This window comes from Ralstonia sp. UBA689, assembly GCF_002298975.1.
Classification (GTDB): Bacteria; Pseudomonadota; Gammaproteobacteria; order Burkholderiales; family Burkholderiaceae; genus Ralstonia.
On record NZ_DBMV01000012.1, the window covers coordinates 14983 to 29251 of the forward strand.

Sequence of the window (14269 nt, forward strand, 5' to 3'; positions counted from 1 at the left end):
TTCCACCAACAGGACGCCTGTGCGCAAGCTGCCGATCGACCCTGGCATCGACCCTCACCTGGCAGGGCCCGCCGAAAGCGCCGAGCACGCTGCGGCCGCACCGCTCCATCTGGCCGACGTGACGATGTTCTGGGCGGCGGAAAGCGGCGGCGTCAAGCGCTACCTGCGCGCCAAGCACGACTTCCTGCGCTCCACGCACTGGCGGCACACACTGGTGGTGCCGGGCGCAGCGGACGATGCCACCAATGAGATTGCCGTGGTGCCGGGCGTGCCGCTGCCGCTGTCACACGGTTATCGCGTTCCGCTGCGCTGTGGCCCCGCCGAGCGCGCGCTGTACGCTCTGTCGCCCGACCTGATCGAGGCGGGCGACCCGTACCGGCTGTCGTGGGCGGCCCTGCGCGCGGGCGCCCGCTTGCAGGTGCCGGTGGCGGCGTTCTATCACTCCGACCTGCCGGCGTTCTTCCGCCGCCTGGGCGGGCCACCCGCCGAGCTGGCCGCGGCGGCGTATGCGCGCAGGCTCTATCCGCACTTCGACACCGTATTCGTGCCCAGCCGCTACATCGCCCAGAAGGTGGCCGAACTGGGCGTGCAGCGCATCGAGTTGCAGCCGCTGGGGGTCGATACGCGCCTCTTTCACCCGGCGCGGCGGTCGTTGCGCTGGCGTGAGCAGATCGGCCTGCCGCGCGATGCGCGCGTGCTGCTCTACGTCGGCCGCTATGCGCCCGAGAAGAACCTGCAGGTGCTGTGCGACGCGGTGGACAAGCTCGACGACGGCACCGTCCTGGTCACCATCGGCTCCGGCCCGACGCCGCCACACGGCAGGCACGTGCGCGCGCTGCCCTACGAGGGCGATGCGCAGCACCTGGCCGCCGCCATGGCCAGTGCCGATGTGTTCGTCCATGCCGGGGATCAGGAAACGTTCGGCCTCGTCGCGCTCGAAGCAATGGCCAGCGGCGTGCCGGTGGTGACCTGCTCGGCCGGCGGCCTTGCCGAACTGGTGGACGAAAGCGTCGGCTACGCCGTGCCGCACTGCCGTGCCGACGATTTCGCGCAGGCGCTGCGCGCACTCCGGCAACGCGATCCGGTCATGCTGGCCCATGCCGCGCGCCGCCACGCCATGCGATATGACTGGCACGCAGTGCTGCCGCAACTGCTGCGCCGCTACCTGGCACTGCTCGGGGCACAGGCCAATACAGCGGACAACGCTGCCGAACCCCGGCGTGCGGCACGCGCCCGATAGGTCTATAACAAGCCCACGAGTCCACCCATCCATTCATCATGTCGCGCTACCTGGTGCTTGCCATGCACGATGTCACGCCCGCCACATGGCCGGCGTGCAAGGTCTTGCTCTCCGCGTTGGACGAGGTCTGCACCGTGCCGAAGTCGCTCCTGGTCATCCCCAACTTCCATCGCGGCCCGACCGCGCGCAACAGCGAGCGCTTCTGCCGCCTGATGACCGAACGCATCGCCGAAGGAGACGAGCTCGTGCTGCACGGCTATGCGCACCTGGACGACCAGCCCCCCGGCGGTTTGATCGACCAGTGGATCCGCACGCGCTATACGGCCGGTGAAGGCGAGTTCTCGGCGATTCCGCTGGCCGTCGCGCGCACGCGCATCGAAGCCGGCGCGGCCTGGTTTGCTGCCAACGGCTGGCCGCTGCATGGCTTTGTCGCGCCGGCCTGGCTGATGAATGCCGCCACGTGGCAGGCGCTCGATGGACTGCCCCTGCGCTACACCACCACGCTGCGGCGCTTCAACCTGCTGCATCCGGTGCGCGCGCTGGCCGCGCCCTGCCTGACCTACAGCGTTCGGTCCAACGCACGCCGACTGGTCTCTCGCTACTACCTGCGCTGGCTGGCACGGCAGCAGGCACACGCGCCGCTGCTGCGCCTGGGCCTGCATCCGGCCGATGCCGCGTACCCGGACGTCATCCGCCATTGGCAAGACCTGCTCGCCACCTGCCTGGAAACCCGCACGCCGGTCACCAAGAACGGCTTTGCACAGGTGTTGGCAGAAGCACTGATGGGCGGCCCGGAAACCGCGTTGGCGAATCACCCGCAAGCGACGTACTAAAACAACCACACCGACAATCCGCCGATCAGCATCCCCAGCCCCGCGCCCGCCAGCACGTCGCTTGGGTAGTGCAGGCCGAGCACGACGCGCGACAGCGCAACGATGACGGTGAACGGCGCGAGCGCCAACGCCATACGCGGGTAGTACGCCGCCATCACGATGCTGAACGACACGGCATGCAACGTGTGCCCGGATGGAAAGCTGAACTGGTCCAGCACGCGCCCACACAGGTGGATCTCCTCACACGAGAGATACGGCCGCGGCCGGCACACGCCGCGCTTGAGGAGCACGTAGATCATCAGCGACATCACCCCCGTCAGGCCCATCTGCTTGGCACACTCCCCGCCGGTTACGCCGCCGACCACGGGCAACGCGGCCATCAATGCGTACCACAGCATGCCATCGCCCAGGCGACTGATACCCCGATAGAAATGCATCAGCGCCGCATCGCCGGCAATGTGGTTAAGCGCGACAGCCAATTGACGGTCGCGCTCGCGCCAGCGCTTCCAGTCAGGCCAGGCGTGGATCGCCATGACAGGCCTCGCCGGTGACAGCCGCGTGGTGCACGACCGTCAGCGCCGCTTCGAACTGTTCAAGCACGCGCGGCCAGTCCAGGTGCTGTGCGGTCAGCCATGCGGCGTGGCCGAGACGCCGGCGCAACGCTGCATCGGTCGCGAGCTGGACGGTGGCGCGTGTAAAGGCGGTTGCATCACCCACCGGCACCAGCCAGCCGCTCTCGCCGGTGCACACGTGCATGCCGGCGGCGGCGGTGTCGAACGCCACCACGGGCAGGCCGCTGGCCATGGCCTCGACGACAACATTGCCGAAGGTCTCGGTCAGGCTTGGGAAGAGGAACAGATCGGCCGAAGCGTAGTGCGCGGCCAGCGGCTCGCCGTGTTGAATACCGGCAAACACGGCGTCGGGACAGCGCCGGCGCAGAACGCTGCGCTGCGGGCCCTCGCCAACCATGACCAGCCGTGCACCGGGCACTCGTTGCCGGATGGCGGCGAAGGCAGTCAGCGCGACATCCAGGTTCTTCTCTGCGGCCAGACGCCCCACCGTCAGTACGACCGGTGCATTGTCGGTGGCGCCCCACTGCGCGCGCAGCGGCCCGCTGCGGCAGCGCGGCGCGAATTGGCTGGCATCGACGCCACGTGTACTGACAGTAAGGCGTTCGAAGCCGAGTTCGCCCAGTTGCCGCTGCAGTTCGCGCGTGGGCACGAAGGTGCGATCGGTGCGGTTATGGAAGGCGCGCAGATAGCCACGCACCAGCGCAACAGCACCCTCCCAGGCGTAGTGGCGGCCGTACTCGTCAAAGCGCGTGCGAAAGTCGGAAGTGACCGGCACACCCAACTGCCGTGCTGCCTGAACAGCCGACCAGCCCAGCGGCCCCTCGGTGGCCACGTGCACTAGGTCAGGCCGGCCCGATCGACCAGCCTGCCACACGCGCAGCAGACGGCGGCGCGCGGGCAGGCCCATGCGCAGGTCCGGATACAGCGGGATCGGCACTCCTTGCACGCGCAGCGTGTCGCCCGCCCGGGCTTGTTGGCTGGCGTCGAGGCTGCGCTGGCGCGGACGCACCAGCATCACGTCATGCCCACGTGCGCGCAGGAAGGCGACGGTGCGCTCGACCGTCAGCGACACGCCATTGAGTTCCGGTGGCCACGTCTCGGTCACGTAGGCGATGCGCATGGCTGCCGCTCAGTGCTTGGGTTCGTTGTGGCTGTGCAGGGGCTTGCCTGCATCGCCGCGCTTGTCGGCCAATTCGTCTGCGCTGCGGTTGGCGACTTGGCGATCTTGATCTTCTCGATTGGCGGCGGCGTAGCGCGCGCGCACCACGCATTCGATGCCCGGCGTGTTGTGCAGGTCGGTATCGAGCAGGCCACTCTCGATGTCGCGCGCGGCCTGCTCGATGTTGGCGCGCGGGCCGGAGCGCTGTTCTTCGAGGTGCTGATCGCGCTCGTGCGGCAGGCAACCCGATAGCCCGGGGCCGGACCCAGGTCTCTCGTGCTGCTCATGCTCCGGTCTGCCAAGTACCGCATCCACACGTTCGCCGGCGCTGCCGGCATCGGGTGCGCGCGGCGGCACGACACCGCCTGCTGCCTCGTCGCGCTGCGGGTCGGAACGGGAACTGCGGGGACCTGGACTGCACACAACGGCACGTGGGTGCATGGCGCCCTCCTGCGAACGAAACCTCAACGCCTCTCGTCCTGCAACGGACGTGCCATATAGATGCCGCCGCGCATCGCGTCTCGCAAGGTGCACGCTGCGCATACACGACCGGCAGGTGGCGCACACACGCTGCCGGAGCAGGCGCCGCGCTTGTCGCGTAACGGTTACCTGTGGCTTGTAACGCTTGCCTGCGGATGCCGTACAACAACTGCCTAGAACCCGGCCAAGGTCCGCAGCGTGCGCACCAGATCGTACGGTGACACCGGCTTGACCAGATGCTCGTGGAAACCGCACGCCAGCGCGCGGGCGCGATCCTCGGGCTGCGCAAAGGCTGTCAGTGCGATGGCGGCGATCGGCGTGGCGCCCGCAGCCAGGCGTTGGCGCTCCCACCAGCGGATCTTCTGCAGGATCGCGTAGCCGTCTTCATCCGGCAGCGCGATATCGCACACCACGACATGCGGGCGGGCCGAGACGCCCGAGGCATCGAGCCGCGCCATCGCCTCCTGACCGGAGCCCGCGCTGCCGACCTGCGCCCCGACCTGTGTCAAAAGCATCGCCAGCGCATCGCGCGCATCTTGCTCATCGTCGATCAGCAACACGCGCAGGCCCGCAAGCGACGGCAGCGGTCCTCCATTGGGCGCGGGGTCTTCGGCCAGCGCCATGGTCACCTTCGCGCCGGCGCGCAGCGGCAAGTAGACGGTGAAGACGGCGCCGCGGTGCTCGCCGTCGCTGCGCGCATGTACGCGTCCGCCATGCAGCTCGGTCAAGCGCTTGACCAGCGCCAGCCCAAGCCCAAGGCCGCCGGTGCGCCGCGTGTGCGAGGCGTCAGCCTGGCGGAACGGGTCGAACAGGTACGGCACGAAGGCCGGTGCGATGCCGCGGCCGTTGTCACGCACCACGATGCGCACCACCTCGCCCACGAAGTCGGCCGACAGCCAAACGTCACCGCCTTCCTGCGTGAACTTGATGGCATTGGTGAGCAGGTTCCAGACAATCTGCTGGATGCGGTCGGCATCGCCGTCGATCTCATGCGTGTCGAGCGTGCTCGACACATGCAGCGTGATGCCGCGTTCGGCGGCCAGCGCACGCACGCTGTTGAGCGCACTCTCGAGCGCCACGCGCAACACGAAGGGTTCGCGCATCAGGCGCAGCTTGCCGCTCATCACGCGGGTGGCGTCGAGCAGGTCTTCGATCAGCCGCACCTGCTGCTCCACACCGGTCTTGATGCCGGCCAGCGCGCGCTGCATCAACGGCGTGCCGCCGCCCACCAGATTCTCCAGCACGTAAGTCCAGTTCTGGATGCCGTTGAGCGGCGAGCGCAGTTCGTGCGACACCACCGCCAGGAGCTGATCGCGCGCAAGTGCGGCGGCCTCGGCCTGTGCGCGGGCGGCCTGCTCGCGCAGCAGCAACGCGTCGCGCTCGCGTTCGGCCTCTGTGCGCTCGGTCACGTCGTAGACGATGAGCAGCGCCGCCGCCATCTTTCCGTAACGGTTGGCTTCCGGAATCACGCGGGCGTTGTAGTGTGCAGTGCGTGCGCGCACGCCGTCAGCCGGCAGATGCAGCGTCAGTGTCTGCTCGGCGCCCGACGCAAACGCCTCCCGCGCGGCATCCTCCAGCGGACCCGTCACGCCAGCCGACAATGGCGACTCGACCAGCGTACGACCAATCACAGCCGTCGGCGCCACGCCAAAGGCGTCGGTCACCGCACGGTTCACATAGACGCAGCGCAGTTCCCGATCGAGTCGCGCGAGCACATCCGGCGCGTTCTCGACCAGCGTGACGAATTCGCGTTGATGACGGAAGCGCTCGCGCTGGGCTTGCCCGCGCTTGATGGGGTTTTCCGCCACGCTGGCCGGTGCCGGTCGGCTGGCCATGGATTCGCTCATCGCACCTCCGCTGGGGTCTGTCGATCGTCAAAAGTCAGAACGGGCGCACGTATCGGGTTAGTCGTGCACGCGTGCCGGTACCGTCTTCGCAGCAGATTTCGTTCCCGGCCCGATGGCGCGCAAGCAAACCGTCCCTTGGCGCCATCTCCATCTCATGCCGCGCCCAAGCCTGCTAATTCGCTGTTCGGAAAACGCGCATGACGCTGGGTGCGCACTGGGTACGGAGATGCCTCGCTATACTTGCGCGATCCCATCTTCCGTTGTGCTCCACGCGCTCCAGCATGTCCGAACCGCGCCCGGCAGAGGCCGCGCCTCCTCCTGACAAGATCGCCTCCCAGGCCCATCCGCACGACGATGTGCACGGCGATGCGCAGGCCTTCGTACTGGAGCGCGAACGCGTACAGGCTTGGCTCGATGCGCGTGCCTCGGGCACGCGGGCGGTGGGCGCATCGACGCTGTCGCAGTACCGGGTGGAAGCCGAGCGCGTGTGTTGGTACGCCCGCGCGTTCGGTCAGCCGATCGCACGCTGGCAACGCGAAGACGCCATCGCCTACCTGCGCTTTTTGCAGACACCGCCTGCCTGGGCGATCAGCGCGCGCGGCATTGAACGCGACGATGCCCGCTGGACGCCGCTGCGCGGCCCGCTCTCGGCGCGCTCCACGCGGCAGAGCAGCGTCATCGCAGCCAACCTGTGCGGCTGGCTGCAGCGCGCGGGCTATCTGCGCGCGAACCCGTTTCTCGACGACGATGCCATCGTCGTCACCGTTCCGGCAGTCGTGGCAGCGGACTCAGCGCCACAAGCCGTAGCGGCAAAGCCCGATCCCTCCAATGCCGCTTTGAGCGCGGCTGACATGGCCCTGTTGATCGATGCGGTGCGCTCCCGCGTCGCGCTGGGCCGCGAAGCCCGGTTGCGTCGGGCGCGCGACCACTTTCTGGCTGTGCTGCTCGCGCACGCCGGCATGCGCGTCTCGGAACTGGTGAGCGCACGCATGGGCGATGTGGCATTGCATGCCGTGCCCGCCACGCAAGCCGCATCCGATGGCTCACTGCCAGCATCGGTCTGGCTGCTGGCGATCGGCAGCGGACGCACGCAGCGCTGGCTGCCGTGCGACGCGTTGATGAACGCGCTACGCGAGTACCGTGCGGCGTTCAGCCTGTCGCCGCTGCCGCTGCCGGGTGAATCGACACCGCTGCTGCTCTCGGTACGCAAGCGCTCGCCGCGGCGCGCCGACGGCAGCATCATCGACTCCCCTGCCCTGCGCCGCGACTTCGGCGAACGCAGGGGCATCGCCTCGCGCTCGCAACTGCTGCTGATCGTCAAGGCCATGCTGGCCGAAGCCGCCGACTACGCCCGCGGCATCGGCCAAGCCGACGCAGCCGGCCGCCTGGCGCACGCCTCGCTGCGCGGCGTGCGCAGCGCGCATCTGCGCGAGCGGCTTGCCGCGGGCGAAGCGGCGGCCGATGTCGCGCATGCGCTGGGCCTGGCCGCCTTGCCCAGCGTTGCCGTGCGCGCCCGCGAGGCCGATCTTGCCGCCAGCATCGCTGTCGCGGCACGCAAACTGGCCGCGCCGTCGGCTTAACACGTCTCCACACATCACGCAGAAACGGGTACGCACCACCCGTGCACGCCGCTGCAAAAGCAGCGTCGAAACCGATTGTCGACGCGCTTCGCTCAATAGTTGACGCTCACATCACTCGCAGAATTGGGTACGCTCCACTGCTCGACCGTCACCGGTCGTCCGCAGAAATGGGTACGCTCGTGTCCGCAAAGGCACGCAGAAATGGGTACGCTCAGTGCAGTCATGCGCATAAAAAAACAAACGCGGACCCGAAGGGCCGCGTTTGTTGGCAGCAGGTTGAGTGCTCGCGCGCTCAGTGTCCGCCCGACAGATAGAAGAAGCGAAACAGGAATATCGCCGAGATGATCCACACGATGACCGGCACTTCGCGCATGCGGCCGGTGAACAGCTTCAGGCCCGAATAGGTGATGAAGCCGAAGGCGACGCCGTTGGCGATCGAGTAGGTGAACGGCATCATCAGCGCCGTCAGCACGGCCGGCACGGCTTCGGTGGTGTCTTCCCAGTTCAAGTCCACCAGCTCGCGCAGCATCAGGCACGACACATACAGCAGCGCGGGCGCCGTCGCGTAGGCCGGTACCACGCCAGCCAGCGGCGCGAAGAACAGGCACAGCAGGAACAGCATCGCCACCGTCAGCGCAGTCAACCCCGTACGGCCGCCGGCCTGCACACCCGAAGCGCTTTCGATATAAGCCGTGGTCGACGACGTGCCCAGCAGCGAGCCCGCCATGATGGCCGTGCTGTCGGCCAGCAGCGCCTTGTTCAGGCGGTCCATCTTGCCCTGCTTGAGCAAGCCCGCGCGGTTGGCCACGCCCATCAGTGTGCCCGTCGCGTCAAACAGCTCTACCAGGAAGAACACCAGTACCACGTTCAGGATGCCCACCGACAGCGCGCCCATGATGTCGAGCTGCAGCAGCGTCGGCGCCAGCGACGGCGGCATCGACACCACGCCGTGGAAAGTGTTGCCGGCAAAGAAGAAGCTCGCCGCCGTCACGGCCAGGATGCCGATCAGGATCGCGCCCTTCACGCGCATGTGGTCCAGCGCCACGATCAGGAAAAAGCCGATCACCGCCAGGATGACCGAGGGCTGATGCACATCGCCCAGGGTCACGAGCGTCGCTGGATTGCCGACGATCAACCCCGCCCCGCGCAGCGACACGATCCCCAGGAACAGCCCGATGCCCGCCGTGATCGCTATGCGGATCGAATGAGGAATCCCGTTGACGATCATCTCGCGGATGCGCAGCACGCTCACCAGCATGAACAGACAGCCCGAGATGAACACGGCGCCCAGCGCCGCCTGCCACGTAAAGCCCATGCCCTTGACCACCGCATAAGCGAAATACGCGTTCAGCCCCATGCCCGGCGCCATGGCGATCGGGTAGTTGGCGTACATCCCCATGATGATCGTGCCGATCGCCGCCGCGATGCAGGTGGCCACGAACACCGCATCGTGCGGCATGCCCGCGTCAGCCAGGATGTTCGGGTTGACGAAGATGATGTAAGCCATGGTGAGGAACGTCGTCAGGCCAGCGAGCACCTCGGTGCGGACGTCGGTCTGGTGTTCTTCGAGCTTGAAGATGCGCGCGAGCCAGGTCATGCAGGTTGTCTCCTCTTGTTGTGAAGTGTCATCGCCAGCCGGCCCTGGGCAGCACGGGCGCCCCCGATGCCCGCCCACCACGGGGCGACCTGACTCTTCACAAGATTCCGGCCCCCGTTGGGCGGCCAGGCGAAATGCTGTTCATGCGAGTGAAATGACGGAAAACACCCCGGCCAAGCGCTAGGCGGCCGGCGCGCGGGATGCGCATGATGCCCGAAACGCCAGTTGCCTGCACGTACCCATTCTGGTCGTCCGCCCTGGCGCATGCAGCCAGCCGCATCATGCGATCCGTACCCATTTCTGCGAAAGCGTGATGCCATGCGACCCTATCGTCGATTGGCGTACCTGTTTCTGCGCCTGGCTTCGCAGAAACAGGTACGCGCTGCATAAGAAGACGTCGCGTCGTGCGGGCAGATCGGTCGCAAAACGCAGGCGTACCCGTTTCTGCGGCGGCTTCGGGCGTAGCCGTACCTGTTTCTGCGTCACATCAAGCTGTCTCGCGAGAATGGACCGAACCCATTTCTGCGAAAGTGCTTGAACTGCGCGCCCACATGCAGGTGTACCTGTTTCTGCGCAATCCTTCGCAGAAATGGGTACACCATTTCTGCGGTGTCGCGAGGCAAGCTATTGGCGGATAAGGGTTTTTACCCGCAGAAACAGGTACGGTCAGGCGGATGACCAGACCGATGCCCTACCGACTGGTGGACTCCCACCCGGCATGCCCCTCCGGGTTTCAGCGATGAAAGTTCTGACAACATAGATCGAGAGCCTGCCCACTCCATCCCCGCTGGTCTTGATCCCGATCGACACCTCGCAGAAACAGGTACGCCAAGATCCGATGATCGCGCCAGGAAGCGGGTACTCGCTTTTCTATGAATCCCGCTGCAGCAAGCTTCGCCATGCATCCGTTGCTCAAGCGGACGCAGAAATGGGTACGCACGGATGCACGTCGCAAGCCAGAGGCATCGCAGAAACGGGTACGCTTCGCATCGTATTGCGCCGTGCCGATCGCAAACTCGGGTGTGTCCTCCGCAGAAACGGGTACGCAAGACGCATTGGAGCCACTCAGTTCAGCTACCAGCGACCGCTTTCTGTGGATAACACTGTGGATAACCGAATGTTGTCCCCGCAGAAACTGGCACGCCTCTTGCGCAGAAGCGGGTACGGTTTCGCGCAGAAGCGGGTACGGTGCCACGCAGAATTGGGTTCGCAAGCCCGCAGAATTGAGTACGGTTTCACCCCCTAAACCCAATGCCAGCAGGGCTTTCCGGGGCGCGTATACGGTTTACCTGTAGTAAACGTAGAAGGTATATATCACTTGTAGTGAGGAAAGGTCTTCCGTGGACAACCTTGCAGGTTGCCCACCGAGGCCCTTCCCGCGACAACAAATGAAATTCGGAAAACGTACCCGATTCTGCGTGACAAGGCGAAGGGGTTTTAGTACAAAGGCTCTGAACAATTCTCACGCGCCATGGTCACCAAACGCCTTACACCCAACGGGAAGCCGGACGACAATTCGCCCGGCCGCATCATCGTCCCTTCGGGAGGGCAAGTCATTGCCGCGCCGGAGAAATTCCAGCGCCTCTTCGACGAAGCTCAGGCGATGGAGCGCGAAGACGCCTGGCAAAGCGGCGAGGTTGGATTCCTCAGCCGCGCCAGCGTCCAGGTCACCCTCCCCTATCGCGCGCCCAAAGGCTCCCCACCGGTCTGGACCCGTTCCAGCGGCAACATCTCGCTGATGATCCAGCCCGGGTACTTCACCCAGCAGCGCTCGGAGCGAGCTACCAACGGCCGACAGCGTATCGTTTCCGAGACCGTCTCCTTCGGCTATCCCTATGGCTCGTATCCGCGGCTGATGCTGGCCTGGATCGGCAAGGAAATCATGGCCAAGAAGAAGCGCGGTGAATTCCAGGGCACGGTGGAAGACCGGCGTATTTCGCTGGGCAACTCGCTGTCGGAGTTCATGTACAACTTGGGCATCCCGATGGCTACGGGTGGCAAGCGGGGCACCATGACGCTGGTGCGTCAGCAGATGATCCGCCTGTTCTCGGCCACGATTGCCATCGTGCAGAACAAATCGGCGCCTAACCAGAATCAGAATCAGGAACCGCTGTCGATCGACCGCATTGGGTACCTGCTTGCAGATCAACTGTCGACCTGGTGGGATCCGATGCAGCCGGGTCAGGGCTCGATGTTCGAGAGCTTTGTGGTGCTGTCTGAGCCGTTCTTCAACGAGCTGGTGAATCGCCCCGTGCCGGTGGATATGCGTGCGTTGAAAGCGCTGAAGCAATCGCCGTTCGCGCTCGACGTGTACTCGTGGCTAACGTACCGCTTCTTCACTATCCAGAAGCGTACTGAGATCCCTTGGGAAGCGCTGCAGATGCAGTTCGGCACCGAGACCGAGAGCGAGCGAAAATTCCGTGCGCTGTTCCGTAAGGCTTTGAAGGACGTGTTGGTGGTCTATCCGGATGCCAAGGTGGATGCGGATTCCTCGAAGGCGCTGATCCTGCAGCCGTCGCGGACCAGCGTGCGGAAGCTGGCCTGACGCGGCAGTCTTGCAGGCAAAAAGAAAGGGGAGCCGAAGCTCCCCTTTTTTCATCTCAGGCGTCTCAGCCTGAAACGCTTATTCCGGCTTGATCGCGGAGGCTTGCAGACCCTTCGGGCCTTGCTTCACTTCGAAGGAGACCTTCTGGCCGTCCTTCAGGGTCTTGAAACCCGAACCCTGAATTTCGGAGAAGTGCGCGAACAGATCTGCGCCGCCGCCGTCCGGAGTGATGAAGCCGAAGCCTTTGGTTTCGTTAAACCATTTGACAGTACCCGTGGCCATGCAAAAATTCCTTTAATAAACAAAAAACAAGTCGTCCAGCCGATCCGGACATCGCACGAAGATTCCGGCTGATTCCGAATCCTGCGTAGACAAAGTCTTCAGACGACTGTCTAAACATCATAACCAGTTTGAGGCACAGTGTCGATGGTCGGCATTTTTGTGAAATGTCGCTTTTCCGCACTCGCTGGTAAACACCTAGCAAGCATACAGATGGCAGTCGCAACGCGGGATGTTATGCGCTAAAAATCGCATTTATATCGCAATTCAGGCGAACTGAAATCGACTTGCACACCATGCGCCACATCAAGTAATTATATAAATTGAATTTTATTGATCTTGTGTTTTTGGATCGTCTTCCCTAAGATGAGCGCTACTGACTTTCAGCGCTGAAAGTGGAGGACCAGTGAGCGCCAAGATCGTAACGGTATTCAATCAAAAGGGCGGCTGCGGCAAGACGACTGTCAGCATGCACATCGCCGGAACCTTGGGCCTGCGGGGCAGCAAGACACTGCTGGTCGACATGGACGAACAAGGAACGGCGACCCGATGGGCAGCTCAGGCTCCGGAAGAGAAGCCCTTTCCTGCTTCCGTCATCGGCCTGGCGCCATCCGGTGGTGCCATGCACCGGGAAGTTCGCAAGTTTGTCGCCGACTATGATTTCATCGTGGTCGATTGCCCGCCTGCAGTCCATTCCCCTTCATCGTCCAGTGCTTTGTTGATCTCGGACATCGCCCTGATTCCGGTCGTGCCTTCTCCGCCTGACCTTTGGGCGGCGGTTGCGGCAAAAGCCTTGGCTCAGCAGGCGCAGATCACCAACGAGACATTGCGGATTCGCGTACTGGCCAACATGGTTCAGCGACGCGTGTCGCTTGCCAAACAGGCCATCGAGATTCTTGGTGATGACGGTGATATTCCGTTGATGGACGCCATGATCGGCTCTCGTTCGGCATTCCGTGAATGCCAGGCGATCGGCGCGACGGTGCACGGCGTGCAAGGCGCCCGTGAGGCGGTCAGCGAAGTTGACATGATGGTTGACGAGGTGTTGCAGTTGCTGCAGGAGGAACGCGTATGAGCGCGAAGTTGAAATCGCTCAAGGCAGGGATGCTGGCCGGCATCGCCGCCGAGAAAACCAAGGCGGCGCCAGTCGATCGATTCGCGCTGGCCGAACAGGCCATCACTTCGCATCCACGCGGCCTGCTTGGGCAACCCGCGGCACCCGCTTTCAGCGCTGAAAGTCCACCGGAGCTGGCGAACAGTTCGGAGCGTCGTGTCGTCAAGGTTCCGCTGGAGAGGCTGCAGGAGAATCCTCTCAACGCACGGCGCATCTACGATCCGCAGATCGTGCAGGAGCGGGCTGCCTCGATTGCTACACATGGCCAGCAAACGCCCGGATTGGCTGCGCCTGATCCGGACAGGCCAGGTTGGTATGTCCTGATCGACGGTCACTATCGCAAGCGTGCATTGGCTGCGGCGGGCAAATCCGAGATGGACTGCTTCATCGAGGATGGTCTGTCCGACATCGATTTCTATCGGTTGTCCTTTGTCCTGAACGAACAGCGATCAGGCCAGTCGGTACTCGATAATGCGATCGCCTGGCGTCAGTTGCTGGATGAGGGAAAAGTCAAAAAAGAAGAAGATATTTGTGAGATTACCGGCGTGTCGGCGGGTACCGTCAACAAAACGCTGGCCCTGCTCAAGCTGCCGGAATCCGTACTGGATGTCATGAAGGAACGTCCGGCAGGTATTGGGATCGCGACAGGCTATGAACTGACGCTTTACTTCAAGAATGTAGGCGAGGAGCGCACGCGCGAGCTGGTGCACCGGGTCCTGGAAGAGGGCCTGTCGAGCCGCGATGTCGAGCAGATCCGGAAAGTGGCCCAAGAAGGGCGCACACGCAAGGTCAAGGAAGTCAGTCGCCAGTACAAGATCCGCAGCAGCGAAGGTGATCTATTGGGCACAATAAAGGAATGGGATTCGGGCCGCGTCATGCTGGATGTGAAGCTGGAAGATCGTGCCGCCCGAGAATCCCTGGTAGAAGCGCTGAAAAGCCGCTTCGGTTTGGACGTCGCCTTGCTGTAACACCCGTATCAGAAGACCAAGAAGCGCCCTGCGGGGCTAATGCCGTTCAGTTAAG

The 14269-nt window shown here is 64.3% G+C and carries 11 protein-coding genes and 1 pseudogene; 6 read left to right on the forward strand and 6 right to left on the reverse strand.

Annotated features, from left to right (window positions below):
• The first annotated feature begins 19 nt into the window (after positions 1–19).
• The gene (locus B4F51_RS07020; protein ID WP_296224378.1) at positions 20–1240 is read left to right on the forward strand and encodes a glycosyltransferase; all 1221 of its coding nucleotides are present in this window, start codon (positions 20–22) and stop codon (positions 1238–1240) included.
• Between the two features lie 38 nt (positions 1241–1278).
• Positions 1279–2073: a DUF2334 domain-containing protein gene (locus B4F51_RS07025; RefSeq protein WP_296224379.1), complete on the forward strand. Its 795-nt coding sequence runs from the start codon at positions 1279–1281 to the stop codon at positions 2071–2073.
• Here the strand turns inward: B4F51_RS07025 and B4F51_RS07030 are convergent.
• The 4 genes and pseudogenes from B4F51_RS07030 to B4F51_RS07045 form a co-directional block, all read right to left on the reverse strand.
• Positions 2070–2606 carry a phosphatase PAP2 family protein gene (locus tag B4F51_RS07030; RefSeq protein ID WP_296224380.1) on the reverse strand — a complete coding sequence of 179 codons (537 nt, stop codon included), beginning with the start codon at positions 2604–2606 and terminating at the stop codon, positions 2070–2072. The genes B4F51_RS07025 and B4F51_RS07030 overlap by 4 nt on opposite strands.
• On the reverse strand, positions 2584–3765 hold the full coding sequence (locus B4F51_RS07035) for a glycosyltransferase family 4 protein (RefSeq protein ID WP_296224381.1): 1182 nt from the start codon (positions 3763–3765) through the stop codon (positions 2584–2586). The genes B4F51_RS07030 and B4F51_RS07035 overlap by 23 nt, the downstream gene beginning before the upstream one ends.
• A gap of 9 nt (positions 3766–3774) precedes the next feature.
• Positions 3775–4245, reverse strand: a complete 471-nt coding sequence (locus B4F51_RS07040; protein WP_296224382.1) for a hypothetical protein — start codon at positions 4243–4245, stop codon at positions 3775–3777.
• Positions 4246–4457: 212 nt separating this feature from the next.
• A pseudogene (locus B4F51_RS07045) lies at positions 4458–6065 on the reverse strand (ATP-binding protein); the annotation flags it as partial.
• 347 nt (positions 6066–6412) lie between these two features.
• On the opposite strand from B4F51_RS07045, the gene B4F51_RS07050 reads away from it, so the two are divergent.
• The gene (locus B4F51_RS07050; protein WP_296224383.1) at positions 6413–7711 is read left to right on the forward strand and encodes an integrase; all 1299 of its coding nucleotides are present in this window, start codon (positions 6413–6415) and stop codon (positions 7709–7711) included.
• Between the two features lie 292 nt (positions 7712–8003).
• Here the strand turns inward: B4F51_RS07050 and B4F51_RS07055 are convergent, their stop codons facing one another.
• The gene (locus tag B4F51_RS07055) at positions 8004–9308 is read right to left on the reverse strand and encodes an NCS2 family permease (protein WP_296224384.1); all 1305 of its coding nucleotides are present in this window, start codon (positions 9306–9308) and stop codon (positions 8004–8006) included.
• 1471 nt (positions 9309–10779) lie between these two features.
• Here B4F51_RS07055 and B4F51_RS07060 point away from each other — a divergent pair.
• The gene (locus B4F51_RS07060) at positions 10780–11853 is read left to right on the forward strand and encodes a replication protein RepA (protein ID WP_296224385.1); all 1074 of its coding nucleotides are present in this window, start codon (positions 10780–10782) and stop codon (positions 11851–11853) included.
• 78 nt (positions 11854–11931) lie between these two features.
• Here the strand turns inward: B4F51_RS07060 and B4F51_RS07065 are convergent, their stop codons facing one another.
• Complete coding sequence (locus B4F51_RS07065) at positions 11932–12135, reverse strand: cold-shock protein (protein WP_295491641.1); 204 nt, start codon at positions 12133–12135, stop codon at positions 11932–11934.
• Positions 12136–12538: 403 nt separating this feature from the next.
• Here B4F51_RS07065 and B4F51_RS07070 point away from each other — a divergent pair, with 403 nt between their 5' ends.
• Both B4F51_RS07070 and B4F51_RS07075 read left to right on the forward strand, forming a co-directional pair.
• Positions 12539–13207 (forward strand): ParA family protein, encoded by a 669-nt coding sequence (locus tag B4F51_RS07070; protein ID WP_296224386.1) that lies wholly within the window; start codon positions 12539–12541, stop codon positions 13205–13207.
• Positions 13204–14214, forward strand: a complete 1011-nt coding sequence (locus tag B4F51_RS07075; RefSeq protein WP_296224387.1) for a ParB/RepB/Spo0J family partition protein — start codon at positions 13204–13206, stop codon at positions 14212–14214. Before B4F51_RS07070 ends, B4F51_RS07075 begins: the two co-directional genes overlap by 4 nt.
• The last annotated feature ends 55 nt before the right edge of the window (positions 14215–14269 follow it).

Coding starts and splice junctions, on each gene's coding strand:
- B4F51_RS07025 (WP_296224379.1), top strand. CDS start 1,279: ATGTCGCGCTACCTGGTGCTTGCCATGCACGATGTCACGCCCGCCACA.
- B4F51_RS07030 (WP_296224380.1), bottom strand. CDS start 2,606: ATGGCGATCCACGCCTGGCCTGACTGGAAGCGCTGGCGCGAGCGCGAC.
- B4F51_RS07035 (WP_296224381.1), bottom strand. CDS start 3,765: ATGCGCATCGCCTACGTGACCGAGACGTGGCCACCGGAACTCAATGGC.
- B4F51_RS07040 (WP_296224382.1), bottom strand. CDS start 4,245: ATGCACCCACGTGCCGTTGTGTGCAGTCCAGGTCCCCGCAGTTCCCGT.
- B4F51_RS07050 (WP_296224383.1), top strand. CDS start 6,413: ATGTCCGAACCGCGCCCGGCAGAGGCCGCGCCTCCTCCTGACAAGATC.
- B4F51_RS07055 (WP_296224384.1), bottom strand. CDS start 9,308: ATGACCTGGCTCGCGCGCATCTTCAAGCTCGAAGAACACCAGACCGAC.
- B4F51_RS07060 (WP_296224385.1), top strand. CDS start 10,780: ATGGTCACCAAACGCCTTACACCCAACGGGAAGCCGGACGACAATTCG.
- B4F51_RS07065 (WP_295491641.1), bottom strand. CDS start 12,135: ATGGCCACGGGTACTGTCAAATGGTTTAACGAAACCAAAGGCTTCGGC.
- B4F51_RS07075 (WP_296224387.1), top strand. CDS start 13,204: ATGAGCGCGAAGTTGAAATCGCTCAAGGCAGGGATGCTGGCCGGCATC.